Origin of the sequence: Mucilaginibacter sp. 22184 (genome assembly GCF_052045695.1) — a bacterium.
Classification (GTDB): Bacteria; Bacteroidota; Bacteroidia; order Sphingobacteriales; family Sphingobacteriaceae; genus Mucilaginibacter.
This window is the reverse complement of sequence record NZ_JBQEPI010000001.1, coordinates 346467-372444: the sequence shown is the minus strand read 5'-3', so window position 1 is coordinate 372444 and position 25978 is coordinate 346467. Positions and strand designations below refer to the sequence as shown.

16 protein-coding genes and 1 tRNA gene are annotated in these 25978 nt (G+C 43.2%); 9 read left to right on the top strand and 8 right to left on the bottom strand.

Annotation, left to right across the window (positions count from 1 at the left end):
* Positions 1–67: 67 nt before the first annotated feature.
* Complete coding sequence (locus ACTJKG_RS01515; RefSeq protein ID WP_440738146.1) at positions 68–967, bottom strand: ferritin-like domain-containing protein; 900 nt, start codon at positions 965–967, stop codon at positions 68–70.
* Between the two features lie 12 nt (positions 968–979).
* Positions 980–1684, bottom strand: coding sequence for a ferritin-like domain-containing protein (locus ACTJKG_RS01510; protein ID WP_172336017.1), 705 nt, complete (start codon positions 1682–1684; stop codon positions 980–982).
* 729 nt (positions 1685–2413) lie between these two features.
* On the opposite strand from ACTJKG_RS01510, the gene ACTJKG_RS01505 reads away from it, so the two are divergent.
* The 3 genes from ACTJKG_RS01505 (at position 2414) to ACTJKG_RS01495 (ending at position 4184) form a co-directional block, all read left to right on the top strand.
* Positions 2414–2728, top strand: a complete 315-nt coding sequence (locus ACTJKG_RS01505; RefSeq protein WP_172336018.1) for a hypothetical protein — start codon at positions 2414–2416, stop codon at positions 2726–2728.
* A gap of 116 nt (positions 2729–2844) precedes the next feature.
* Positions 2845–2919: transfer RNA gene (locus ACTJKG_RS01500), tRNA-Val, on the top strand.
* Positions 2920–3047: 128 nt separating this feature from the next.
* Positions 3048–4184 (top strand): acyltransferase family protein, encoded by a 1137-nt coding sequence (locus ACTJKG_RS01495; protein ID WP_172336019.1) that lies wholly within the window; start codon positions 3048–3050, stop codon positions 4182–4184.
* 563 nt (positions 4185–4747) lie between these two features.
* Here the strand turns inward: ACTJKG_RS01495 and ACTJKG_RS01490 are convergent.
* Together ACTJKG_RS01490 and ACTJKG_RS01485 are read right to left on the bottom strand one after the other, a co-directional pair.
* The gene (locus ACTJKG_RS01490; protein WP_172336020.1) at positions 4748–5623 is read right to left on the bottom strand and encodes a hypothetical protein; all 876 of its coding nucleotides are present in this window, start codon (positions 5621–5623) and stop codon (positions 4748–4750) included.
* Positions 5607–7595 (bottom strand): hypothetical protein, encoded by a 1989-nt coding sequence (locus ACTJKG_RS01485; protein ID WP_440738145.1) that lies wholly within the window; start codon positions 7593–7595, stop codon positions 5607–5609. Before ACTJKG_RS01485 ends, ACTJKG_RS01490 begins: the two co-directional genes overlap by 17 nt.
* Positions 7596–7848: 253 nt before the next feature.
* On the opposite strand from ACTJKG_RS01485, the gene ACTJKG_RS01480 reads away from it, so the two are divergent.
* Both ACTJKG_RS01480 and ACTJKG_RS01475 read left to right on the top strand, forming a co-directional pair.
* Positions 7849–9312 carry an alpha/beta hydrolase-fold protein gene (locus tag ACTJKG_RS01480; protein WP_440738144.1) on the top strand — a complete coding sequence of 488 codons (1464 nt, stop codon included), beginning with the start codon at positions 7849–7851 and terminating at the stop codon, positions 9310–9312.
* Between the two features lie 153 nt (positions 9313–9465).
* Complete coding sequence (locus ACTJKG_RS01475; RefSeq protein WP_440738143.1) at positions 9466–10734, top strand: hypothetical protein; 1269 nt, start codon at positions 9466–9468, stop codon at positions 10732–10734.
* A 239-nt stretch (positions 10735–10973) separates the two neighbouring features.
* Here the strand turns inward: ACTJKG_RS01475 and ACTJKG_RS01470 are convergent, their stop codons facing one another.
* Complete coding sequence (locus ACTJKG_RS01470) at positions 10974–11627, bottom strand: hypothetical protein (RefSeq protein WP_440738142.1); 654 nt, start codon at positions 11625–11627, stop codon at positions 10974–10976.
* An 875-nt stretch (positions 11628–12502) separates the two neighbouring features.
* Between ACTJKG_RS01470 and ACTJKG_RS01465 the strand changes: the two genes are divergently transcribed.
* The 4 genes from ACTJKG_RS01465 to ACTJKG_RS01450 are packed head-to-tail and all read left to right on the top strand — an operon-like array spanning position 12503 to position 19294.
* Complete coding sequence (locus tag ACTJKG_RS01465) at positions 12503–15946, top strand: SusC/RagA family TonB-linked outer membrane protein (RefSeq protein ID WP_440738141.1); 3444 nt, start codon at positions 12503–12505, stop codon at positions 15944–15946.
* 13 nt (positions 15947–15959) lie between these two features.
* A complete protein-coding gene (locus tag ACTJKG_RS01460) occupies positions 15960–17540 on the top strand; it encodes a SusD/RagB family nutrient-binding outer membrane lipoprotein (protein WP_172336027.1) in 1581 nt (526 codons plus the stop codon).
* Between the two features lie 18 nt (positions 17541–17558).
* Positions 17559–18392: a glycerophosphodiester phosphodiesterase gene (locus tag ACTJKG_RS01455; protein ID WP_440738140.1), complete on the top strand. Its 834-nt coding sequence runs from the start codon at positions 17559–17561 to the stop codon at positions 18390–18392.
* 5 nt (positions 18393–18397) lie between these two features.
* Positions 18398–19294: a glycerophosphodiester phosphodiesterase family protein gene (locus ACTJKG_RS01450; protein WP_440738139.1), complete on the top strand. Its 897-nt coding sequence runs from the start codon at positions 18398–18400 to the stop codon at positions 19292–19294.
* 66 nt (positions 19295–19360) lie between these two features.
* On the opposite strand, the gene ACTJKG_RS01445 is transcribed toward ACTJKG_RS01450, so the two are convergent.
* The 3 genes from ACTJKG_RS01445 to ACTJKG_RS01435 form a co-directional block, all read right to left on the bottom strand.
* A complete protein-coding gene (locus ACTJKG_RS01445) occupies positions 19361–21226 on the bottom strand; it encodes a RagB/SusD family nutrient uptake outer membrane protein (RefSeq protein ID WP_172336030.1) in 1866 nt (621 codons plus the stop codon).
* A gap of 21 nt (positions 21227–21247) precedes the next feature.
* Positions 21248–24367: a SusC/RagA family TonB-linked outer membrane protein gene (locus tag ACTJKG_RS01440; protein ID WP_172336031.1), complete on the bottom strand. Its 3120-nt coding sequence runs from the start codon at positions 24365–24367 to the stop codon at positions 21248–21250.
* 864 nt (positions 24368–25231) lie between these two features.
* Positions 25232–25759, bottom strand: coding sequence for a DUF2062 domain-containing protein (locus ACTJKG_RS01435; protein ID WP_172336032.1), 528 nt, complete (start codon positions 25757–25759; stop codon positions 25232–25234).
* Positions 25760–25978 lie beyond the last annotated feature (219 nt).

Sequence of the window (25978 nt, the reverse complement as noted above, 5' to 3'; positions counted from 1 at the left end):
TAAAAAAGCAAAAGAGGCCGTTTACAACATTGCAAACCGCCTCTTTAATCTTTATATGGTGCTTAAATTAAGCCGACTTAACGATAAAGCTTCCTGAGAGTATAGTTAAAACCTGATCCATGCTTAAAGCTTCGTCAAACGCTGCTGTGGCCACGGCAACCGAAGTAGTGTTGCCTCCTGTTGCATTTTTCAATGTAGTAACATCAACCCCGCCCTGTGATACATTTTGCTCGCCATCGTAATTAGCGTTTACAAGCGCTACACCGGTATCATTACCTAAAGTTGCGGTGCTGGTGATCCATGGTGTTTGCCCACGGATAGAACGGATGGCCGATGCATGGCGTGCTTCTACAGCGTGGATACCTAAAGCCGCTGTTAATACGGTTTGATATAAGCCGGCTTTTACACCTTCGGCAGCTGCTTTGTTGGCCAGTATATTAGCCGCCTGTCCTTTATAAGCACGTACGCCGGTATCTTCAAATACCTGGGCTACGGCCAAAAAGGTTTGATAGTTGGTTAATACATCGGCAAATGGTCCGCTGCCGGTACCACCACCTGCTGTTAAATCAAATTGCGGTGCCGTTACGGGGGTAGCGCCCAACGAAGTAATTACGCCTTTAAGAAAGGTTACGTGGTTATTTTCGTCGGTAGTTACCTGGTTAAAATAATTGGTGGCAGCTGCGGCGGGTATTAATGCCGTGCCTTTGGCTTTACCTTGATTATAAAAGTATGATTCCAGGTACTCCAGTGTAAGCGCGTAATTCAATATGGCCACTACAGATGGTGTTGCTGTGCTTTGCGCATATGCTTTTTTAAATATAGTACCAACAGCAAATGGCATAGCGGCCAGAGCTACTTTTGAACCAAAGCTGGTAATATTTTTGATCACGTCGCGGCGTTCGCTTATGCGGCCGTAAACTTCCGGATCAACATTTTCAATTTCTTCTATGATGTTAAATAAATTCATGATGATGGGGTTTTAAACGGATGCGTAACCGTAGTTTACTGCTGTAACCTTAGTTTTTAAATACATATTGGCTATTTTAAGCACATCAGCTATAGATGCAGCTTTGTTGATGCTGGTAGTAGGATCAACTACATCGGCCCCGGCAAAAGAGCCAGGAGTAACCAGGTTGCGGATCAAAGCGGCATGACGGGCCTCTACCGAAACAATTTTACCTGCTATCAGCAAATAAGCCGGGGTGGTGATCAGGTAGCCTGCGCCGTCATAAGCACTAACACCGGTATCTTCAAATGCTGCTGCTGCTGCCAGTACGCTGGCACGGCTGCTAAAGTTGATGGCAGAAAAATCGGGTGTTAAAGCCGGAATGGCGTTTACCCCAAGCGCTGCTTTAAAAAATTCACGGTGCAAAACCTCATGATCACGGATATCAGTCAGCAATGCCGTTTCTGATGAAGTGATGCCGCTGTACGGGGTAGCTGCTACCTGAAGGTAAAAGGCGGCTTCTAATTGCTCCAGGGCATAGGCGTAGTTTAAAATAGCTAAGTCTCCTTTTGCACCAAGATCAATACCATTAGTTGGTGGATTGATCTTATGATCTTTGTGGCAGGAAGCAGCAGTAGCCAATAAGCCTACCGAAGCAACTCCAACACCAGCATAACGCAGAAACGACCTCCGGGCCATATTTGCATTGAGCATGCTTTCTTGTGAGTCTGTTTTCATAGAAATTAATTTTTTTGAAGTTTTAATTAGTTTTGTTTTGTAGATGATATACGCCCATTTCTGTACCCCGGATTGTCAATACTGATAAATAATCCACTCTTAATTAGAGTAACTTTACTTTAAATTAATTCCAGGCCACCCTCGCGGCTAAGAATCAAACTAAATTAAACAAATCAGGAATATAAATTAATTAATAGGGCTTGCCAGTTATTTGAGTTGTTGTGGAGTATCAATAAGCTACCGATTGATATGTGGGTATTGATGATCAATAAACCAATACTTTTTAAAATGAAAAAGCTGTGTTGAGGTTTGTTAAGAAGTGTTAAAACAGGTGGTTTTGAACATGTTTTTAGCAGTTTTAACGCTTCTTTGGTAATTTTTTATGCGGGAAATTGTTAAAATTAAAGCTTTAAAAAGTTTTTCAGATCCAGTGGTTTTGCCGGAGGATAAATAAAAAGGCCGAAAAACTCTCGCAGTGTTTCGGCCCTACATCTACCTATGAAAAACAACCCTTTTAGAAGGGCAATAAACTTAATTCAAATGCAATGCCAATTGCTTATTAGCTACAATTTAAGCAAGTAAAAGGCAAATTTGGGCATTGTTTATCAAGGGTTTGTAGAAAATACTTCCCAATGTGTGGGCGGGTTACCCGGCAGTTAATAGCTGATGATCAACAAAATATAAATAACAACTTTAGAAACCATACCAACATATCATTGTTAATTACTTATGGAACATAACATTTACTTACTGGCAACCGACCCTAAGAACCCCTGCCGGGATGTTATACACTCCAGGGATACCCGCTTAAAGGTGAGGGTTTATTGCCTTGATGAAGAAACATTTAGGCCCGATGATAACGAAGTGCAGTTATATGGGTATGCCAATAGTAAATTATTAGCCTTTGAAACCATTGATATTGCTGCAGAAGATGCTATTGACCTGGTTGGTGCCATAAGATGGTATGCCAGTTATATCCAATACCCACATATGGAAATTTTGCCTGAAGACCCCCGCCCGCGGCGAAATAATATAGCTATGTAAAGTCTAAAAAGGCTGTCTGGTAATTTTTATGATTAATAATCAATGCTTTAATATAATTTTTAAATTTTTTTTTGACGAATAGATCAGAACTTCTATATTTGCAGACCCAAAAGCAAGGGAGTTTAGCTCAGCTGGTTCAGAGCATCTGCCTTACAAGCAGAGGGTCACTGGTTCGAACCCAGTAACTCCCACGAAAGCCCAACAGAAATGTTGGGCTTTTTTCTTTATCTTCTATCATCCTGGTTCGCCGGTTTCCCCATCACACAAAAATTAATCCTCAAATACAACCTGTTTAATTTTTGCCTATTTTACCCGAACAATGTCCCAAACCTCAGTTTATCTCAAATCAAAAAGCCATTATGAGATCCTCGACGGATTACGTGGCGTGGCTTCTATCCTGGTAGTTGTATTTCATGTATTGGAAACCTACTCCGGTGATCGGTTTCACCAGATCATTAATCACGGCTATCTGGCGGTCGATTTCTTTTTCTTATTGTCGGGTTTTGTAGTGGCTTATGCCTATGATGACCGCTGGGACAAAATGACTCAGTGGGATTTTTACAAACGCCGCCTTATCCGCTTACAACCCCTGGTAATTGTAGGTACCATTATTGGCGCATTGCTTTTTTACTTCCAGGGCGGAGCGGCGATGCCGCTGGTTGCCTCAACTCCCGTTTGGAAGCTGCTGCTGGCAACGGTGGTTGGTTTTACCATGATTCCGCTGCTGCCATCCATGGATATTCGCGGATGGCAGGAAACATACCCGCTGAACGGTGCCGCATGGTCACTTTTCTTTGAATATGTTGCTAATATTCTTTACGCGGTATTCATTCGCCATTTTTCCAAAACGGTGCTTACCATATTTGTGATATTATCGGCCTGCTGGCTTGTTGGCTTTTTGGTATGGGGGCCCCAGGGCGATGTTATTGGCGGTTGGTCCATTGATAAAATCCAGCTAAATATTGGCTTTCTACGTTTGCTTTACCCGTTTTTCGCGGGCGTATTGTTAATGCGAATGGGCAAGCTGATCCATATTAAAGGCGCGTTTGCCATTTGCAGTTTATTGATCATTGTTTTTTTATCTGTACCCAGGATCGGGGGCGCCGAACATTTGTGGATGAATGGTATCTATGAATCGTTTGTGATCATCGTTATTTTTCCGCTTATTGTAGCTATTGGCGCAGGCGGCAAGTTGGTCAGCAAAAGTTCCATCAAAGTTTGTAAGTTTCTGGGGGCCATATCCTACCCGCTTTATATCACCCATTACCCGCTGATGTATTGGCACATCGCGTGGGTAAACAATAATAAAGTGCCCATGGCCCAGGGCCTACTGGTAGGCCTGGGATTGGTCATTATCGCCATAACCATAGCATGGCTGAGCCTGAAATTTTATGACGAGCCCCTGCGCGAATGGCTTAGAAAACGTTTTCTGGTGAAAAAGGCGGGTAAGGAGTAATCGGGTATAAATTAAAGAGCAGAATAAAACACAATATTAGTGCACCAGCAAGGGTGTGCGCTTGTGAAAGTATGCGAAAACTGACAATAATATTAAATATTTGGAAACATAATATCTGTTTGGTTAAATTTAAACTAATAATTACCAAATTATAAACCAAACAAGAGAGATGAAAAAATTAATTGAAAAAGCTTCTGCCTTTCAGAAGGGAAAAATGCTTACAAGAGAGGAATTAAAAAATGTTACCGGTGGCATCACTCTGCCTCCTTTATGTTTTAGATGCTGTCCGGATGATCCTTGTTCTCCAATACGTCATGTATGCCCACTTGTACTATGCGGAGAAATATAGATAACAGTATTATCCTATGAAAATTCTGGAGCCAGGGGTCTATAGCGGGCGGTTTTACCATAATACTTAACCCGATAGGCTTACCAAACCAGGACTAATGTATTTTAAAAAGAGCCTTTAACGAAAGTTAAAGGCTCTTTTTATTCAGTGGTTCAATGAGATGTTCTGAATCCTCCTGGTGCTGCATCAGGAGGGCTCCGGGTGATGGAGCGGTTTATTTCTTCTTTATTGTTTTAGGGTCGATAACTTTATCCTCGTCTATTGTTGCCCAGTCTTGAAAATATTGGTTTTTGGTTATGCCCAGTTCGCCGCCCTTCGCCTGCTTTTTGGCCAGGCGCGCAAAGATAACCGGGTGCGACAGTGTAAATTTATAATGGCCCGCGGCTTCCCGCGCAACTTTAACACTGACAGAGGCGCTATCCAGGATCTTAGCGGCCACGGTTGAGCCCTTCCATCCGAATTTAGCATCGATGGCTGTTTTGGATGTATCGTTTAGTGTGATGTCGACATCCATGGTGGTGAGTACGCAATCGCCTACTATCAGCACCATTTGCCCGCTGTTATACAGCAGATATTGACGGGATGTTTTATCGAGCTTATTCAGATAATCCTGCATGGGTGCTTTTCTCAACTGGCGGATGTAAACCGGCCCCAGGGTTAGTTCGAGGTGTTTTATATTGTTTTTGTTATAGCTGCTGCTCAGGCCAACAATGCTCATGATCTTGGGCAGAATGAGGTTTAAGCCCACCTGATTGCTGACATCTTCGCTCAGGGTAACCTTTCTGCCATTGTCGCCGCCGGCCGCGAACCCGTTCATCGAGAGCCAGGTATCATCTGTTGATTTTGGGGATACCGCACCAATGCAGTTATACATATCGCATTCAAAATTATCCGGATCCGTGTTCTTTTTGTAGGTAGTGATCAGTCCGTAGTTATCCGTCGGGTTGTCGAAAAACTGGAAGCCTCGCAAGTCTTTGCCAAATTCCTTTTTAACTGCGTCCATCAGCATTTTGTTATAATTCTGTGCCTGAACAAAGCCGGCAGTCATCGCAAAGACAACTGTCAGGCCGATTTTAATTGTTTTTTTCATGATTGGAAAGTATGATAAGTTGTTTAAATTTTGAGCTGAATGCTTCCTGGCTTTGGATAACCTCCGGGCCTTTGCTGGTGACAAAGGATACGGCTATCTCTTTAAAATTAGCAGGCTGCCACCAGGGCATCATTTCTGTGAATTTATAAAAGCGCCCGTCCACGCAAGCGAAACCACAAACACCGTCTGTTGCTTCACCATCGGCATCTACGGAACGGCGTCCGAAAGGTGTTCGTTTAAATTTTGATGATCCGATACCGGCGTCAGAAAGGGAGATAGATTTGAGCGGAAGTATTTCGCCCGAAACCGTTTCTACATAATTTCCGGGTTGTAAGAGCTTCAGCATGTTAAGGCTGCCTGCCGATTCGAATTTGCCAATGAATTCCGGATCAATGTCTGTGGCCAATAATACGCGCATGCGTGTTTCTGCCGCGTTGATGTTCATTTTTTTGGAGCGCCAATAGGCTTTGGCGATATAGATTTTGCCGGCAACGTCGGGCGTGGCAAAACTGGTACCAGTATCTGTGGGCATTATGGTACGGCCGGCCCAGCCTACCCCAAGGCCGGTGGTGGTGATGTGTTTACCATATGAACCGGAGTAAACACCCTTGGTTAAGCGATTACCGATGATCAATGCACCGTCATCCGCGTAAGAGTTAAAGTAATCATTGATGGGTTGGATGCTTCCTACCAGCAGGTCTTTTTCAACCAGGATATCTCTTATCTTATGTTCAATCTCCCCATCTTCATTAAGGCCCGCGGTAACCAGACTGGTCACGGGGGCTGTATACAAGCGTGGCAGAATGCCCTTCAGTTCCATATCGGCCCAGAAAGAACTGGAGATAACGTCGGGCGTATCCCGGTAATAATAGCCAAAAAGCGCGTGCAGGTAAACTTCGGGTATACAATCCTGGCACTGGGCATATGCGTACTTTGATACATCGATGCCCTTGAGCTGATTGAGTTCATGCTGTATCTCCAGGGACGGTAGTTTATTGGACGGAGTGCCATCGACAGCATAATATTTTTTGATAAGCTCCTGGCCAAATTCCACATTGTCGAAATAGTTGATCGGGATTTTGTGAATGCGCAGGCCTGTCGTATCCAGACCATATGCCGCGAAGCGGGCATTGACAACATCCATCACTTTTTCACCATGTTCTGAACCGGCGTTAAAATTATCGAATACATAATAAGTTCCGAAATTGTCCTTACCTAAGCCGTTCAGTAGGCGGGCAACGGTAGAATCGACAATTGGGGTATGCGTTAATTCGCGTCTGACAGAAGACTTGCGCTCCGGGAACCGTACCGTGGAAATGTGAACACTGTCAAGAGTGACGATGCCCGTGCCGTAGAGGGAACGGTAAAGATTTTTGGATAGCATAGATTTAACCACCGTAAGGTCTTCAGGGCTGAGCTTGAAGGCCGACAATCCGCCTTCCCTAAAATTTACATCGGTTTTAGCCATCCGGAAATCGGAATTGGCTGCGGATGCCGTGCTGAGGATATAAGATTGTTTGATGTACGGGTCAAAAAACTGGGCCAGGGTATCCTTACTGCCGGGCACCTGTTTAATCGGCAGGCGCAGCAACTTGAAACTTTTACCCGCTACAAGCGTATTTTGCGCGTCGAGCCCGTTCAGGTCTTTCAATACCCCAATAAGAGCCTGGTGGGAATGGTTATTCACCTCCGCAACCACATCATAATAGCGCTTGATTAATTTGCTGATGTTATCGTTAGGCTGAATGGTGACGGTCTTATAAAAGTCGTTCCTTTTGGCTATCTCTCCAAATGCTCTAATGAAGGTGGCCTTGGTTTGGGGAGTCATTTGCGACCAGTCAATATAAAAAATCGTACTGTCGCGGGCGCTGTTAAAAAGCGTGGTATCCCTTGGCTGTTGTTGTGCCGCCGAAGCACGTCCGGGCATGCCAACAAGCATGAACAGGACAAGCAGGGTGATTACATGTCTCATATAATGTGATAAGTGGTTTCACCCACAATATCGAAATTTAAATGCTGCAAATCAATAGTTTAGGTATTATTTAATCTGCATGTTGCCCGCAGCGTTCGGAGCGGTCCGGATACCCTGGTTTTGGATAAGGAGATGCCGGACTGCTGTGTGTGTAGCAAGGGGATATTAACACGGCATTGGGTGCCGAAAAAGACCGTTTATAAATTTCAACAAGCTTTATGTAAACTTGTATATTTGGGCTTAACCGCATCCTATGAAAAAAGTCTTTATCACGTTACTCGCCGTTTTTTATTTAGCTTCTAATGTCTTTGCGCAAAAATTCAGCGTTAGTTTTCCCGACAGCTTATTAAAACAATCATTCAGCGGTAATATCCTGCTGTATCTGTCAAAAGACAGCAAAGACCCCAAGAGCGGTACGGCAGGTTTGGATATATTTCCCTGTTACCGAGTGTACGTTAAAAATATTAAACCCGGGCAGGCCGTTATCATTGGTGATAAGGCCATTTCTTACCCGGTTGCCATTTCAGATATGGAACGAAACAGCTATTATATACAGGCTGTGTGGGACAGGGACCTGGGGGGGCGCTCCATAGGCAACAGTCCGGGCAACTTGTACAGCGCGGTTCAGAAAATTAGGCTAACAAAAAACTATAATCAGCTGATCCCGCTTAAGGCGACGAAAGTTGTTCCTGAACCGGTTTTTAAAGAAACACAGTTTGTTAAGGAGCTGAAAGTAAATTCGGCATTGCTTAGTAATTTTAGTCATCGCCCTACGACTATTGCCGCGGCCGTTATTTTACCGAAACAATATTTTAATGAGCCTAACCGGAAATTTCCGGTGCGGTTTAACGTTTCGGGTTATGGTGGCGATTACCAACGTTATTCTGGCAGTGCCGATCCTTCCCCGGCTATGGATACTACCGCGGTTATCGTGGTATATCTTGATGGTAACTGCCGCCTGGGGCACAGCGTATACGCCAACAGCGACAACAATGGTCCCTGGGGCGATGCTTTGACCACAGAACTGATTCCGCAACTGGAAAAAACCTATCGCTGTAATGGCGCGAGGTTGCTGAACGGGCACAGCAGCGGCGGCTGGACGGTTTTATGGCTGCAAACACATTATCCGAAGGTGTTTGATGCCTGCTGGTCGAGCTCACCAGATCCGGTCGACTTTCGCAGTTTCCAGCGGGTGAACCTGTACGAGCATCAGAATATGTATTATGGAAAAGATAGCACGCTCAACCAAACCGGAACAATTGCCGGTTTTTTCCCATGGTTTAATATGCGGGATATCTATACGATGGAGCACGTAATTTATCGCGGTGAGCAAATGCATTCATTCGATGCCGTATTCAGCGAAAAAGGCAGTGACGGTGAGCCCCGTCGGATCATTAATTATAAAACCGGCGAAATTGATGCAGCCGTTTTTGAGCACTGGAAAAATTACGATATCTCCTTATATCTCAGAACCAACTGGGACAAAATCAAAGGCGACCTGGATGGTAAAGTGCGCGTTACCGTTGGCGAACAGGATAACTTTTTGTTGAACTACGCAGTAAAATTATTGGACGGCGAAATGAAAAAGCTAAACTCATCATTTGTTTTTGGCTACTACCCCGGCGACCATTTTACCGTGTCAACCCCCGAAGTGCGCGCGCTGGGCAACCAGTTCCTGGAAAAAAAATACCAGGAATGGCTGGCTAAGCATCAATAATGCCTTTGGCAGGTGCAGGTGTATCGCATGTGCATCTGATGTATAATGATTTGGATATGAAAAGGGCACACGCGACACGCGTGCGCCAGCAAAAGGTAATATTATTGTTTTTAATAATATATTTGTATTGAACAAGTACCTAATATGCCGACGTTGCAAACTCAGATTTATAGGACGAACAAGGTATTCGTTCCTGGTGGCTTACCTAAATTGACTTATAACCCTAGAAATTCGTTAGAACTAGAGAAACATTTGCAGAAGGCGAATGATAATTTATGTAAGCTAGTCATGGTAACTGGCTCTACCAAATCGGGCAAAACTGTACTCACAAAGACTGTGTTTGATAAAGGCAAATCCGTTTGGTTCGACGGAGGCGCATTTTCAACAGAAGATGAGTTTTGGAATGACGTAGCTGACCAATTAGATTTAAGTATTGGTGAAAGCAATACACAAACAGAGGGATCGACAAATAGTATAGCTATAGCAGCAGGAGTACAGACATCTTTATTTCCGATTAAAGGTAAAATTGATGGTTCTAAGACCAACGGGACAACGAATTCTAATTCTATAACAAAAACTGCTAAAAGATCTGCTAAGGGCTTAGTCATAGAAGCATTAAATGAGCGTCAAACCCCGTTGGTTATAGACGACTTTCATTACATCCCTCGGGAGAGTCAAGGTAATATCGTCCGTGCTTTAAAAGCTGTAATTTACGAAGGAGCACCTGTTATATTCCTTGCAATTCCCCACCGTCGATTAGATGCTGTTAAGGTAGAGCGAGAAATGACTGGTCGAGTTGAAACTATTCAAGTTCCTGCATGGGAAGCAGAAGAGCTATGTGCAATTGCGCGAGTAGGGTTTCCACTATTAAACCTGAAAGTATCTGATACTATAATTGATTCATTTGCTAGCGAAGCAATCGGTAGCCCTCACCTAATGCAGGAGTTTTGCCGAGAACTCTGCTTAACTAATCAAATTGAAGAAACAGTTACGACTGAATTGGTAATAGGAACGGCATCTATGGATGAACTATTTAAAAAAGTGGCGGTCGGCACTGGTAAAATTATGTTTGACAAGTTAAGCAAGGGGCCTAGACAACGATCTGATAGAATTCAAAGAACATTAAAAAATGGACAGCAAACCGATATTTACGGATTAGTTCTCCGGGGGTTGGCGGAGTTAAAACCAGGCATGGAACGAGTAGATTATGAGGAATTGCGCACGAAAATGCGAGATCTAACTGAAAAGCCTCCTGCTGCTCATGAAATCTCAAGGGTTTTGGAGCACATGTCTAACATCGCATCTTCTGATGAATCGTCTACGCCTGTTCTTGATTGGGAGAAAGAAGATAGGATATTACACATAACAGATCCCTTTTTCGCATATTATCTTCGATGGGGAATTGATATTACACCTCGTTAAATAAAAATAACTGTCCCGCTTGTGGTAATATATAATTGAACATGTGCGGCTATTACTAATCATAGAGGCCACAAGCGGGATGCTTGCGTAGTGGTACCCCATGACAGCATCTGTACTGAGGGATCCTGAAACAAGTTCAGGATGACTAGAGCTTTATTATTTTAGTGTGTTTAGCCGGGCGATAAGATACGATCGGTCTATTCGCAGAAACTCTTGGGCTTCCCAATAATAGGGGCGTATTACCCAATCATTTTGGCCTGGGGTAAAGCCTTGGTAACGATGTGTTCTATCTGGCTGAGTTGTTCGGCGCTCAGGCGGTTTAAATTTTCCTGGCTCAGGATGGTATTGTTGATCTGGATATGGTTGTTCTGGCTTTTTACAACCTGTTGTTTACCGGAAGCGCCAACGGTTTCCAGGTAAAGCTTGGCCGCCCGGATATCGCCCTTAGTGGCAGACTGGAATACTTTGGCCATTAACCTGGGAGCCATCATTTTAAACTGTTCTATTTGCTCGGCATGCCCGGGATGGCTTTGGTATTCTTTTAAATGTTTGCTGATGGTTTGCCGGCTTAAACCGGTTTCTTCGGCCAGCTGATTTCTGGTGGGCATGCTGCCGTGCTCTTCGGTGAACCTTGAAATGGCATCGGTGATGGCCTGGTGGTTATACTCCCAAACCTGCTGATTGCTATCCAGCATAATTGGTTCTATTTTTTTCAGAAAATCATCCCGTTCCGTATCCCTTAAATTTTGCAGCATTTTGGTACAGACCACTCCTAAATATTGCCGTTCTGCCAGATCCAGGTTATCCAGATCATTTATCGTAATGGTTTCCAGAGCCATCAGGGCGGTGATCTTTTTCTCACTGTTTGTTAAAGTTAATTGCTGTGTTTTCATATTGCATTGGTCTTTTTATTTTTTATAAATATAAGCAATTTAATTTAAAAATGCTAAAAATATTAGTAATTCGATGGTGCTTGTAAGTTGTAAAAAGTGGGTTTACATAAATTCGGGCTTTTTACCCCAAAAATGAAATTAATTATTTGACTATTAAATAGTTATAAAAATGTTAACCCAAAAAAGTGTAAACCCATGTTAACCCACTTTTGGCCTACTTAGGGCTTCTTGATGTGATTAGGTTAAGGCGTTTTGCAAACCCCATAGGGGTTTAAAGCTTTGTAGGAAAAAAGGAGGCTTATTCAGTGCCATAGGTACTGAACTCCGGTTGCATACCTGCGGCATGCTAAATATTATACTTTGTTTACTACAAAGCTTTAAACCTGCCGGGTATCTTTACTTAGTTATACACATTTAACATTTACTTCATGGTTGGCCCTGGAGTAAAAATAGCCGGAAGTGCCTCATTTTAAGTATAAAGCCCAATAAGGTATGCAGAAGCTTGTATGGTGAGTTATAAACATTGCCGTTTGGGTTTTTAACATATCAAAAACCTTAATACATCCTTAACCTACAGACAATGTATGGGCTATTATTTTAGCGGCGGAAAAAATCTACCTGGCTTTAATACTATAATTAACAAACGCGCTCCTGCCGTGCGCCTGTTTCTCTTCACAAAAAGCTACGCGTAGCGAATACAAAAGCGCTTTTCCACTTAATTCAGAAATTTATTTATAAAACTTACCGATGGAGGATAAAATTTGAAGATATAAGCCAGAGCCGGATGCAAAAAAGAGCGGGCTGTTCCACCAACCCACTCCCACTAAGCCATCAATAATTCATGATTATGCAAACCGACAAACCATTAAAAAGCTATGCGCAATTCTACAAAAAGAAATGTATTAAAACCACTATTCACTTTCTCTCACCTTATTTTTACAATCATTATCCTGCTGTGTTCCAGCACGCAAATTACCAGGGCGAAGGGTACCCTGCTACACCATTCAAGCCATATAACAGGCACCGGTTATTTAACCGAAGATAATGGCCACCTGGAAGGCAAGGTGCTGGACGAAAAAGATCTGCCGCTTATTGGCGTTACCATCCAGGTACGGGAAAGCGGCTCCAACGAGCTCAAAAAAACAGGCACCACTAACATCGACGGTACTTTTAGTATCAAAAACCTGGTAGCGGGTAAATCGTATGACCTTACCTTTAGTTACATGGGCTTTGATAAGCAAACCATTACCGGTGTGCAAGCCAGCAGCGGTAATATGCTGCATGTAAAAATGGTGCCATCGCCTACCAGCCTCAATGAGGTGGTGGTAACGGCCCTGGGTGTAAAAAAGGGCGCCAACAAAATTGGTTATGCCACGCAGGAAGTTAAAGGCGACGAGCTGGTAAAAGCCCGCGACTCCAATCCGATAACCGGTTTAACCGGCAAGGTGGCAGGCTTATCTGTAGCGATGAATGCCGAGCTATTGGGCCCGCCATCGGTATCGTTACGTGGCAACCAGATCACCCTTTATGTGGTTGATGGTATCCCCATCAGTTCAGATACCTACAACCTTAATCCGGATGATATTGAGAGTTATACGGTACTTAAAGGCCCTGCAGGTGCGGCGCTTTATGGCAGCCGGGCTCAATATGGTGCTATATTGATAACCACCAAAAAAGCCGGGAAAGACAAGGGCTTTGTGGTGGAATTCAATTCAACCAACTCCATGGATAAAGGCTTTATTGCCGAACCTAAAACCCAGCATGATTATGGCGGCGGTATGTACGGTCAGTACGCTTATGCCGATGGTTTTGGCGGGGGCTTGCAAGATGCGCAATACCAGTTATGGGGCCCCAAATTCAGGGGACAGCTTATTCCGCAATATGATGGCCTGTATACGCCCGATCAAACCTATACCACCAAATTTGGCGATCTCACCTATATAGGGCATATCAAACCAACGCCATATGTTAACAGGGGTTATGTGGATGGCAAAAACAACCTTGACCGTTTTATCCAGGCGGGTTATCAAACTACCAACAATATTTCCCTTTCGGCCACAGGCGAAAAATACGCGGCCCGTTTCTCGGCGTCGGAGTCAAACCAGCGCGGTATAGTGCCCAACACCGGTCTTAATATTTTTAACTTCAGCACTAATGCCAGTTACCAGCTTTCCAAAAGACTGACTTTTAATGCCGATCTGAACCTGACCAAAACCTATTCAAACAACGTACCGGATGTAACCTACGGGCCAAACAGTTTGATCTATAACCTTTCGGTATGGACGGGTGGCGAATGGGATGTTAATGCCCCCGATATCAGGAATATATGGGCACCCGGTAAAACAAACCAGGTTGCTATATTTCCGGAGCACGTACACTATAACAACCCTTGGCTGATGGTGGAAGACTGGACCCGGAGCCATGACAAGACCGATATTAACGGCTATTTATCCTTTAACTATAAGCTCGATGAGCATTTGAATATTACCGGCCGTTCGCAGATCACTACCTACTCTTTATTGAGGGCCGAAAAAATGCCGTGGGGCGCTTTTACTTACGCCCGTACTTTAGGACAGGGTGATTACCGCGAAGACAGAAGAAATCTGTTTGAGAACAATACCGACGTATTAGTGAACTATAACTATAATGCCGGTATCATTAATTTCTCGGGTTTGGTAGGCGGTAGTATGCGTACTTTCAACTACAACTCCAACTTTACCTCTACCGATTACCTGATCGTACCGAATGTTTACAATTTCAACAACTCCCTCAATACGCTCATGGTTAATAATTTTAGTTCGAACATGCGTGTGTTGAGTAGTTATGCCTCGTTGGATGCCTCTATCGGTCAGTATGCTACCATCTCTGGAACAGCCCGTATCGATAAAACATCGGCCCTTCCCGAAGGTAACAACAGCTATTTTTACCCCAGCGTATCTGCCGCCTCGGTAATTACAGATTATATTAAGCTGCCCGAGCTGATATCTTATTTCAAGATACGCGGATCTTTTGCCACCGTACGTGCCGATGCTACTTCAGCAACTATTGGTGCTACGCCATTTAACGTGTTTACACAACTAAACGGCTCAACGGCCAACAGCTTAAACTCTGCATTTTCACAATATGGCAATAATTATCTGAGCCCGTACGGTGGTCCGGATTATTCGCTACAGCCGGTGTTCTCAACCAGCAAAATATATAACAATACACCTGCTGCATCATCGCCACAAAACATTTACCAGGAAAGCATCAAGCCGTACAACCGTAAAAACTTTGAGGAAGGTTTTGATATCCGCGTACTGAAAAACAGGTTGGGGCTGAGCACCACTTTCTTCCAGTATATCGATGGTCCGCAGATCCTGGCTAACGCTATTTCGCCAACCTCGGGTTATACCACTTATTACATTAATGCCCTAAAAACGCGTAAAACAGGCTTGGAGCTTACGCTTACGGCTACCCCAATAAAAACGTCAAACTTTTCATGGAATGTGATGAGCAACTGGTCTACCTATACCGAAAGGTACCTGGAGTTACCTCCTGGACAAACCTACTATAACACATTCTTCCAGAAAGGCGACAGGACCGATAAATTGTACGGTTCGGCATTTGTACGCTCCCCGGACGGACAGATCGTTTATGACGCGGGTGGTAAGCCATTAAAAAACCCGATCAACCAGTTCCTGGGTTACATGAATCCTGATTTCGTCTGGTCGGTAAGTAATAGTTTCCGGTATAAAAATTTCAGCTTCAGCTTTCAATTTGACGGCAGCGTAGGCGGCAAGATATCTGATCGCTTATACTCGCTTACCATGCAGGGCGGCGCCAACATAGCAACTGTTGAAGGTGCTATAGGAAAATCACGTCTTGATGACGATACCAATGCAGGTGTTGCGGCTTATAAAGGTACCTATGTAGGTAATGGGGTACAAGTATCAAATGGCGCGGCTATTAAGTATGATAATTTTGGCCATATTACCAATTACAATCAGCTTCAGTTTGCACCCAACACGGCTACCAGTACGGTACAAAGCTGGGCCACGCAATACTATGGCCAGGTACAGGAAGGCTCATTGGTAAGTAAAACCTATGCCAAGCTGCGCGAAGTACAGATAGGCTACGACTTTCCGAAAGAGTGGTTAAGAAGCAAACTGATCAAAAAGGCTTCCATAACCCTGGTTGGCCGAAATCTGCTATACTTCTATGCCGACAATAAGTACAAGGGTATTGATATCGAGCAGTTCAACACGCCAATTGCTACATCAACCCTGCAAACGCCAACCACACGCCGTTATGGTGTTAACCTGAATGTTGTTTTTTAACAAGATGCGCACAATGAAAATAAATATAAAAAATGCGTTGCTGCTACTGGCAACAATAATTACCATAGTATCCTCGGGTTGTAAAAAGGACTTTACCGACAGGTACCTGAACAAGAACAAGCCAACCAGTGTACCGCCATCATTATTACTGAATAACATATTGAACAGCATGCTGGAGGCACCGGGTGGTCAGCTTGATCGTACCAATCAATATCAGTTACAGAACAATTCTTATTTTGGTAACAACCAGTATAACTTTGGTCCGGGCAGCAATTACTATCCTACGTTAACTGATGTAACCAATATGGAAAATGCCGCGGTAACACCTACTGCGGGCAACAACAACGCCTATCACGCGCTGGGTAAGTTTTTCAGGGCATACTTTTTTACCAAGATGAGTTTGCAGATGGGCGATATACCCATGACCCAGGCACTACAGGGTGATAAGTTGCTTACACCGGCTTATGATCCGCAAAAAACTGTTTTTCTGAATAGTTTAAACCTGCTTGAAGAAGCCAACAACGACCTGGCAGCACTGATAAAAACCAATGTTGGTGGGTTAAGCGGCGACATTTATTTTTCGGGCAACTTGCTGGCCTGGCAAAAGGTAGTGAATACCTATCGCTTAAGGCTATTGATACACCTGAGTAAAAAAACAGCGGATGCCGATTTAAAAGTTGCTCAACAGTTTACACAGATCCTGGCCGATCCGGTTAAATACCCTTTGATGCTGAGCACCGCCGATGATCTTAAATATGTTTGGCTTAACCCAACCAACAGGTATCCGCTAAACAAGGAAACCTTTGCTAATGGCGCTTTAAACAACAGTGCCGATACTTACGTAAGTTTGCTTACTGCCAATAAAGATCCGCGCGTATTTGTAACTACCGATCCGGCGCCGGGTTTGGTAACAGCAGGCGGCAGCCCTACTGATTTCTCATCCTTCCAGGGTGGTAATATCGGTTTAGATATGGGTGTATTGGCCAGCCAGAATGGTGGCGGAAAGATCAGCTATATCAACCGTTACAGGTATTACTCAGGCTATACCGGCGAAAATACCGCCATAGTTGGTTTTACCGAAATGTGCTTTAATATTGCCGAAGCTATTAACAGGGGCTGGGTAGCCAAAGGAGCTTTGGGCGATGCTGAGGCTTACTATCTGGCAGGTATTAAAGCATCTATGGCCTTTTATTCGGTGCCGCTTAGTGGCAGCATGACTGTTTATTCATTGCCTTTAGGGGTGCCTGTTGCCGGCCCGTATGTTAGTAATACCGTTAACGTAGATTTTGGTGCATTTTACGCCCAGGCTTCGGTAAAATACGCGGGTAACAACGAAACCGGTATCCGCCAGATCAATGAGCAGAAATATGTGGCTTTCTTTCTGAATAGTGGCCTCGAACCCTATTTTAACTGGAGGCGTACCGGTTATCCTGTATTTAAAACGGGTGTAGGTACCGGTAATAACGGTAAAATAGCTTTACGTTATAAATATTTCGCTGCCGAGCAATCGGCCAATACGGCTAATTACAACGCCGCCATCGCTCAGTATGGAAATGTGGACGATGTAAACGGGGTGATGTGGCTATTGAAATAATTTGATAACAACATCATCATGAAAAAATTGAATATTTTGTTTGTGGTTGCAGCGCTGGTTTTACCGGTTGCTGCAACTGCACAAACAGCTATTGCGGATGCTAATGGAGTTTTTACCGGCGTCACCGCGCACCGCGGCAATTCGGTTGAGTTTCCTGAAAATACTTTACCTTCATTTCAGGGTGGTATAGACGCAGGTGCCGATTGGGTGGAGCTTGATATCCGTACAACCAAAGACGGACAGATCGTGATCAGCCATGACGCGGACACCAAACGGACTACCGGTGTAGAACTGCTTATTCCCAATGCTACTTACCAGGAGCTGGAGCGACTGGATGTAGCGGCCAGCTTTCGTAAGGCCAAAGGACTTACTTTATCGCAATGCCCTGTGCAGCGCATGCCCTTGTTAAAAGATGCCTTGCTGTTGTTTATGAAACAAAACCGTACCCACGTATCTATGCATTTGAAGGTTGATTGCGTGACTGAAGCTATAGCGATAATTAAAGAAGCTCATGCCGAACAAATAGTGGGTTTTAATGATAGTGGTTTAGATTATGTTTCTAAAGCTAAAAAACTGGCGCCCGCTATCCCCATTTTTTGGGACCGGTTGCCAACAACCAATATCGATGAGGATATCAAAGTGGCTAAAGAAAGAGGATTTGAGACCATCGTAATGCATTACTCCGGAGTTACGCAGGAAAATGTAGATAAGATCAAAGCGGCTAATCTTAAAACAGGTGCCTGGACGGTTGATGATCGCCCGACACTCGAAAAAATGCTGAAACTGGGTATAGAAAGGATTTATACCGATGATCCGAAATTATTGATAACGATTAAAAAAGAACTAAATTAACAGCTATGGAAAAAATAGGATTAACACTTGCCTTCATTATTTGTGGATTAAGTGGCGTTTTCGCCCAGCAAAAGTTAGATGTGGAAGGTCACCGTGGCGGTATGGGGCTGATGCCTGAAAACACTATCGCGTCTATGCTCAATGGGGTAAAAACTGGCGTAAGAACACTGGAGCTCGATCTGAATATAACCAGCGATGGTAAAGTAGTGGTATCGCATGATCAATGGATGTCATCGGCCATTATGCTTAAACCCGATGGCTCGGAAATAACTCCGGAAGAAGAAAAAAGCCTGGCCCTGTATAAAATGACCTATGATAGCATTCGTCGTTTTGATGCGGGTACCAAGCCCAATGTCCGTTTCCCGAAACAAGCCAGGTTGAAAACTTATAAACCCTTATTATCAGATCTGATAGATAGCGTGGAAGCCTATGTTAAAAAGAATAAGCTTAAGCCCGTTTATTACAATATCGAAACTAAAAGCACTCCGGCCGGCGACGGTATTTATAATCCAAAGCCTGATGTGTTTGTAGAAACCGTCATGGCGGTGATCAATCAGAAAAAGATTGCCAAAAGAGTAATTGTACAATCATTTGATGTCAGAACATTGCAAGTACTGCATAAAGCTTATCCAAAAATTAAACTTTCGTTACTGGTTGGTAAAATCAATATTGATGAGGACCTGAAAACTTTAGGTTTTACACCTGCTATTTACAGCCCGTACTATACTTTTGTTACTAAAGACATTGTACAAAAGGCACATGAAAACAAAATGCTGATATTGCCATGGACGGTAGATCAGGAAAAAGATATGACTGCCCTGGGTGATATGGGCGTTGATGGCATCATCAGCAATTATCCGGATAAACTAGTACAGTTATTTGGTAGCTACCAATCAAAATAACCAAACCGTATTTTAATAAAAAAGGGATAAAGCAAAGCTTTATCCCTTTTTTATTAAAGGTAAGTGTTACGGTATCTTGTCCAACGCCGGAACATTACTTGCCGAACCGGCATATCCCTTATTTTGATTGATATGCCCGTTAATATTTAATTGAATGTCGTTATTCGGGATGGGCCATAACACGTGATACGCTGATATGGTAAAGGTATTACCAGAGTTGGTTACTACACCTTTGTTATAAAAATCATTCTTTTCAGTAATGCGGTCAAAAAAGAAATTTGATTCAGAGAAGTTATTTACATTATAGGTTTTGCCGGTATAAGAAGGCTTGCCTGTTAATGCAAAAATATAGGCTATACGGGTAAGCTCCGTTTTACGTGGCTCCTCCCAGTATAGCTCTCTGGCACGCTCATCAAGAATAGTACCGATGTTAACTTTGCTGGCGTCGGTTAATGGTGCGGCTTGCGCCCTTGCCCTCACCACATTCAGATCGGCCATGGCACTGTTTAAGTCGCCTTTCCATACATAGGCTTCAGCTCTTAATAAATAGGTTTCAGCCAGGCGAAACACGTACCAGTCTGTATTGGTACCACGAGGTGGGTTCCATGATTTATCAGTAGCGATATTGGTTGAGCTGATGAACACTTTGTAATGCGGCCAGCCAAACCAACAGCGAATGGTATCTTTCGCGCCATTCAAAAAGCGGGTAGCTACGTTATCTTTAGTCCATTGTTCCAAATGTTTTCCATACCAGTCAGGGTCTGATGTTTTCAGTGCCGGGTTATTATAAACCAGGTCGGTCATATTCATCCAGTTGCCAGGTGCGTGTCTTAGATCAGTGTTATCTGTCCAAATATATTGGGTGCTATATGGTGTACCGCGATAGCGGCCAATACCTCTGCCATAGTAAAGAGTGAGCGGTATTTCGGCAGTAATCGCGTCAACAATACCCGCTTTTTTCTTACCCGGGGTAAGTATAACGTTGGCTTGCGAATAAAAAGGTGTGGTATTACGCATCAATTGCGAACCAAGATTGGTATTACCTTCCAGGTTTTCACGATCAATCACTAAAAACAACGCTTCGGTGTTGGATGCTATTGATTTATTGTCCGGGCGGTGCAGGTCCCATATCACGTTCTTAGTTACATCGGCACCTGTGCTTCCAAAACGGGAGGTCATTAAATGATAAGGTCCCGAGTTAATAACGGAATTAGCTGCGGCAATAGCATCGTCAAATTTACCCAGGGCCAGATCAACCTTGGTTAATAAATGGCTTACGGCGCCTTTGGTCACTTCTCCTTTATTACCGCCATCTTTAACCCATTGCTGCGCAAATTCCAGATCGGTTTTAAGTCTTTGTAAAATAACTTCACGCTTTACGCTAACGTAAGATACATTGGGCGAAGTTTCCTGTTTAACAGGGCAGGGCACATCACCAAACTCATGTACTAAACGGTAATAGCAGTAAGCGCGGTGAAAATAAGCGGCACCCAGAATGGCATTCTTTTGCGCGTCATTATCCCATTTAACATTATCAATATTAGAGATGATAGCATTGGCATAACCTACGCCCTTGTACCACTGTGTCCAATACCAACCTATTTTATTATAATCGTCGCTATTGAGGTTGGCCGTAGGCGTTATACGCACGTTCAGATCCTGGGCAGGTGTTGTTTTATCTGTGGTGCCTTCAACAGCTACATCTGAAAAAATAGATTCAGTAAGCATTGGGGCCGAGTCTCCAAAAAACTCTGCACGCAAATTTACACTCAGGTAATTGAGCGCCGCCTGCATAGCCGGAACAGAAGTGTAGGTTACCTGGGGCGAAAACTGCGAAAGGAGTTTGGGTTTTAAAAAGTCTTTTTTGCAACTTCCGGCAATAACAGCAGAAGTTAGCGTTACAATTGCTAATATTTTATTTATCTTTTTCATGTTTCTTTTCTGATCAAATTTTTAAAACACAACGTTTAAGCCTACAGACATATATCTTGGCGTTGGACCATTATTTTCCGGATCCCAGAAATTCCAGTCGGGTGAATAAACTGCGGCGTTGTTTACGTTGGCATACAGTTTCATGCTTTGCATTTTTAGGCGGTTAACCCATTGTTTTGGGAAGTTGTATCCTAATGAAATCGTATTGAGCCTGATAAAAGACGCCTTGCGGTAAACGTTAACGGTGGTTCCGCTGAAGCCTGAGTTAAGGCGCGCGTAATCATTAATAGGGTTGGTTGGCGTCCAGTAGGGTTGCACATATGATGTGCTGCGGCCAAAGCCAACGCTACCCGGGCTATTTAAGGCCTGGTTATATTGCTTTAGCTGTCCCCAGTTTGAAAGCAGAAGAAATGAAAAATCAAAGTTTTTATAAATATTGAAATCATTACGTAACGACCAGGTGAACCTTGGCGATCTGTAGCCCAGGTACTGTTTATCGTCGTTGGTGTATTTATATTGGTTGGGGCCGCTGTTTACCAGTTTCTCCAGTTTAAAATCGCCGGGCACGGCACCGTATTTTTTGGCTTCATCTTTTTCGTCAGTTTGCCAAACGCCCAGTACTTTGTAATCCCATACCACGTCAATATCCTTGCCTATAAACCAGCCATTGCCTAAGTCGCTGTTCTCAACCATGGTAGTATTGCCATTGGCATCGGTAACGGCAGCCTTGCCATACAAGTGTTTGATGGTATTGCGGTTAAAGAAAAAATTCAGTGTAGTGTTCCAGATGATGTTGCCTTTTGTAATGTTCTTACTACTTAGGTTAAGCTCCATACCTTTATTGTTCAATTCGCCAATATTGGCAATTACGCTTTTAAAACCAGTAACATCCGGAATAGCTCTTTGTACCAGCAAGTTGGTTGTTTTTTTGTTATAAACATCAATAGAGCCGCTTAAACGGTTGTTGATAACGGTAAAATCCAAACCAAGGTTCAATGAGGCCGTTTGTTCCCACTTTAGCTGATCATTCTGCATCTGGCTTACATAGATGGCCGAGTTGGCAGTAGCTACACCTGTTGGACTAACAAGGGGATATTTACCGGTAGTGATCACCGAAAGCGCCCTATATGGGTCAACAGTGCCATTTCCATCTCTTAAGTCGCGGTTACCATTAACGCCATATGAAACACGCAACTTGGCATAGTTTAGCCATTCAGCTTTTTTCATAAAGCTTTCATCAGTAAATATCCATCCTAAGGCTACCGATGGGAATGTAGCCCGTGGAAATCTCTGTCCAAAAGCCGAATAGCCGTCCCGGCGTACAGAAGCGGTTAATAAATACCGGTTTAATAAGGTATAATTAACGCGGCCCATTAAAGCGTCGCCTGTATATACACGGTCATCACTGCTTACGGATGGTTTATTACCCGCGCCAATGTTATGAAAGCTCAGATCGTCATTGGGGCTGAAACCTTCATTATACTCATAGGTATACCATGATTGATATTTTTCCTTATTGGCTAACAAGGTAACATCAATATTGTGTATCTCTCCAAAAGTGTGGTTCCATTTCAGCAGGTTATCAATCTGGTACGAATACCGGTTTTCCATTGCCCGACTTGCTGTACCACCCACAATGGTATTGTTTGGATTTTTTGACGAGGTATGGTAGAAGTTACGATAAGAGTCAAAACCAGGTGTAAAGTTGGTTTGAAAAGTGATACCGAACGGTAGTTTTAGCTTTCCATACAGATTAGCAAACAAGGTGTTCTGTATGTTCATGCTTTCATCGTAATGATTATTCAAAAAAGGATTACGGGCATTTAAGCCGGCATCATCGGTAGGTATCCGGGCTAACTCACCTGTTTTAGGATCATAAAAGTCACCATAGGGAGAGTTGTTTGTAATTTGCGTCCAGTCGGCTTCAATAGCGCCTTCATTTCTAACCGCGTATTGTGCATTCATACCCAGGGTTAAGAATTTACCAGCCTGGCCTTCCAGGTTCATTCTGGCCCTAACGTTGCTGAATTGCCCGCCCTGGATCAGGTTTTGGTTTTTGGTATAATTTAATGACATATAGTAATTAACCTCATCCTTTTTGCCAGACATGCTCACGGTATGATCCTGCCGGAAACCCTTGCGAAAAACCAGATCGGCCCAATCAATGGTTTTGTCGGCCACATAATTGGCTCTTTCATTAGGAACAAGTCCCAGCCTACTTAGCCACTGGTCAACAGGATCGCCGGTAGCGCCTGTCAGGGCCATCCACTGATCAACCGTTACACCTGCAGGCAATTTGCGCGGGTCGGTATATTGATAGTATGGATTAGTGGTATTGGTACTTCTCAGCACGTCTGCACGCCAATCTAAAAAGCCCTGCGGGCTGTATACTTTCTGGTTTTTTGAAAGCTCGGCCAAACCGAAATTAGTGTTCAGGGTAATTACCGGAGGACCATTCTTGCCCTTTTTTGTAGTAACGGCTACCACCCCGGTGGCTGCTTTTGAACCATAAACCGCAAGGGCGCTCGCATCTTTTAAAACATCAACAGATTCAATATCATTGGGGTTAATGTCTGCCAGCTGACCATTGTAAATCACCCCGTCTAATACAATAAGGGGGGAAGTATTGGCTGTAAGAGTGGTTTTACCGCGTACCAACAGGTCGCCTCCACCTTTGGCCGAGGTATTCATGCTTACCGAAAGACCAGCAACATTACCTTTAAGAATGTCGCCGATACTTGTAGGGTTTTCATTTTCAAGCTGAGTTGCTTTTACACTGGATACCGACCCGGTAACATCCTTTTTTTGACGGGTGCCGTAGCCGACTACTACTACCTCGTTTAATTGTTTATTATCTTCGGCAAGGGTAACATTGATCTGATTCCGACCGTTTATGGGTTGCTCTTGACTGGCGTAGCCAACTATGCTAAACACGAGGATTGCATTTGATGGTGCATTAATAACATAATGGCCTTTGAAATCGGTAGCAACGCCTTTTCCTGTTCCTTTTACCTTAACGGTTACTCCTGGTACCGGACCTTTATCGTCCTTAACTGTACCAGTAACAGGCAGCTCCTGGGCCAGGGCAAGCATACTGCTGGCCAGGAAGAATAGAATGAGGAGAGTAATTTGTTTTCTCATAATTTTAATAGTATTAATTAATTGGTTTAAGTGGTTTGCTTTGATTGAAATAGTGCCGGTATACCCTTACATATAAGCACACAGACCCACTGTAAGGGATCTGCGCGACCTGCCCAAATGATTTAATGAAAGCAATACGGAGATTTTTAATCCCAAGTGCCTGGGATTAAGCCTGTTTTATTATTGTAATATAGTTGATACTATCAGGCATAAATGGCCGTTTATATAGAAAAATGTGAGGATTTTTTCTTCATATTTGTATTGCTTATTAAAATTTCGGTTGAATTAGGCAAAAAAATCCCCTGCAACATTCAATGTTGCTGTTTGACTAAAAGGGATACGTATTGATCTCGGTAGTGCTGAACCCACTGCCGATTTCTTTTTTTTGGAAGACCTGATTTATTTTTTCATTGATCTAAGGTTTTGGGTTAATGGATACTGCTTTTATTGCACCTGTAAGGTAATGCCCAAACAGTATTCACGTTTTCGCAGGACAATGAAGTTTGCAGGTTTATAAAGCAGTTATAGTTAATAATTAAGCTGTTTTTATAATTAATTAAAGCGCTTCTTATTATTTGTAATTGGCAAAATACTAAACTGTATTTACCAAAAATATCCCGGGAGATCAGGTTTTCATAAGTTTTAACTGTTTTTATTTACGATAACGTTTTCGTTAAAAATCATTTGTTGTATGTTGCTGATAAGTGTGAAATGCACAGATAAAGAAATAGTTAGCCTGTTTCTTTCAGGTAAACAACTCTTTTGAAACCACTGAATTAAAAGGTTTTATCAGTTTTGACAATGTATAAAGATATCATTGTTAATGATATATGAATAAATAGCATAATGGTGTGTATTATTAGCTCAGGCAGCTATAGCAGTTTTTTTACCCATCAGCTTAAGTAAAGCTAAGGTTATTAAACTTGCTGTTACACCAGCCACTATAGCCAACGATATACTGCCGTATAGGTACTGTTCCAGATGTAGGCTGATGGACTTTAATGAAATATTTCCGCTGAAAGGGATGTCAGTGTTTTTTTCGCCCATCCAGTAGCCGCCGGCTTTATAACTTAAAAATATGACGACTGGTATCAGGGGGGCAAAGCTAATATGCGCGGCTAGAAGAACAAGCGCCTTATTCAGCTTTAATAATATAGCCAATGAAAATGCCACGATCAACTGAAAGCCCCATATAGGCACTATCCCCATAAATACACCAAAACCAATTGACAGAGCCTTAAGTTGCGCCGATTGGTCTGGGTTAAACAAATGGTTTTTTATAAACTGTTTGCCTCGTTCTTTACTGAAAAGAGATCTGAAAAAATATCCGGGATTAACACATACAGCTTTAAGCTTCTGAATACCTGATTTTATTTTTTCTGAACTATTCATAGTGTTTGATCCATATGCGGCAACCGCCCTGGTCAGGGGTTTGAGACGGTTATTTTATAACATATTGCAAATTTACCCTTGGCAACATTAACAGATTTTTAAATTTTGAATAAGTAACCGCTTATGTTACGATAGCGGCAAAGGTAAATATCTTTACGATATGTTAACGAGCGCACTTTTATTCGCTGATATCTGTACTGCGTGTCTGGTTCACCTTTA

Coding starts and splice junctions, on each gene's coding strand:
- ACTJKG_RS01515 (WP_440738146.1), bottom strand. CDS start 967: ATGAATTTATTTAACATCATAGAAGAAATTGAAAATGTTGATCCGGAA.
- ACTJKG_RS01510 (WP_172336017.1), bottom strand. CDS start 1,684: ATGAAAACAGACTCACAAGAAAGCATGCTCAATGCAAATATGGCCCGG.
- ACTJKG_RS01505 (WP_172336018.1), top strand. CDS start 2,414: ATGGAACATAACATTTACTTACTGGCAACCGACCCTAAGAACCCCTGC.
- ACTJKG_RS01495 (WP_172336019.1), top strand. CDS start 3,048: ATGTCCCAAACCTCAGTTTATCTCAAATCAAAAAGCCATTATGAGATC.
- ACTJKG_RS01490 (WP_172336020.1), bottom strand. CDS start 5,623: ATGAAAAAAACAATTAAAATCGGCCTGACAGTTGTCTTTGCGATGACT.
- ACTJKG_RS01485 (WP_440738145.1), bottom strand. CDS start 7,595: ATGAGACATGTAATCACCCTGCTTGTCCTGTTCATGCTTGTTGGCATG.
- ACTJKG_RS01480 (WP_440738144.1), top strand. CDS start 7,849: ATGAAAAAAGTCTTTATCACGTTACTCGCCGTTTTTTATTTAGCTTCT.
- ACTJKG_RS01470 (WP_440738142.1), bottom strand. CDS start 11,627: ATGAAAACACAGCAATTAACTTTAACAAACAGTGAGAAAAAGATCACC.
- ACTJKG_RS01465 (WP_440738141.1), top strand. CDS start 12,503: ATGCGCAATTCTACAAAAAGAAATGTATTAAAACCACTATTCACTTTC.
- ACTJKG_RS01460 (WP_172336027.1), top strand. CDS start 15,960: ATGAAAATAAATATAAAAAATGCGTTGCTGCTACTGGCAACAATAATT.
- ACTJKG_RS01455 (WP_440738140.1), top strand. CDS start 17,559: ATGAAAAAATTGAATATTTTGTTTGTGGTTGCAGCGCTGGTTTTACCG.
- ACTJKG_RS01450 (WP_440738139.1), top strand. CDS start 18,398: ATGGAAAAAATAGGATTAACACTTGCCTTCATTATTTGTGGATTAAGT.
- ACTJKG_RS01445 (WP_172336030.1), bottom strand. CDS start 21,226: ATGAAAAAGATAAATAAAATATTAGCAATTGTAACGCTAACTTCTGCT.
- ACTJKG_RS01440 (WP_172336031.1), bottom strand. CDS start 24,367: ATGAGAAAACAAATTACTCTCCTCATTCTATTCTTCCTGGCCAGCAGT.
- ACTJKG_RS01435 (WP_172336032.1), bottom strand. CDS start 25,759: ATGAATAGTTCAGAAAAAATAAAATCAGGTATTCAGAAGCTTAAAGCT.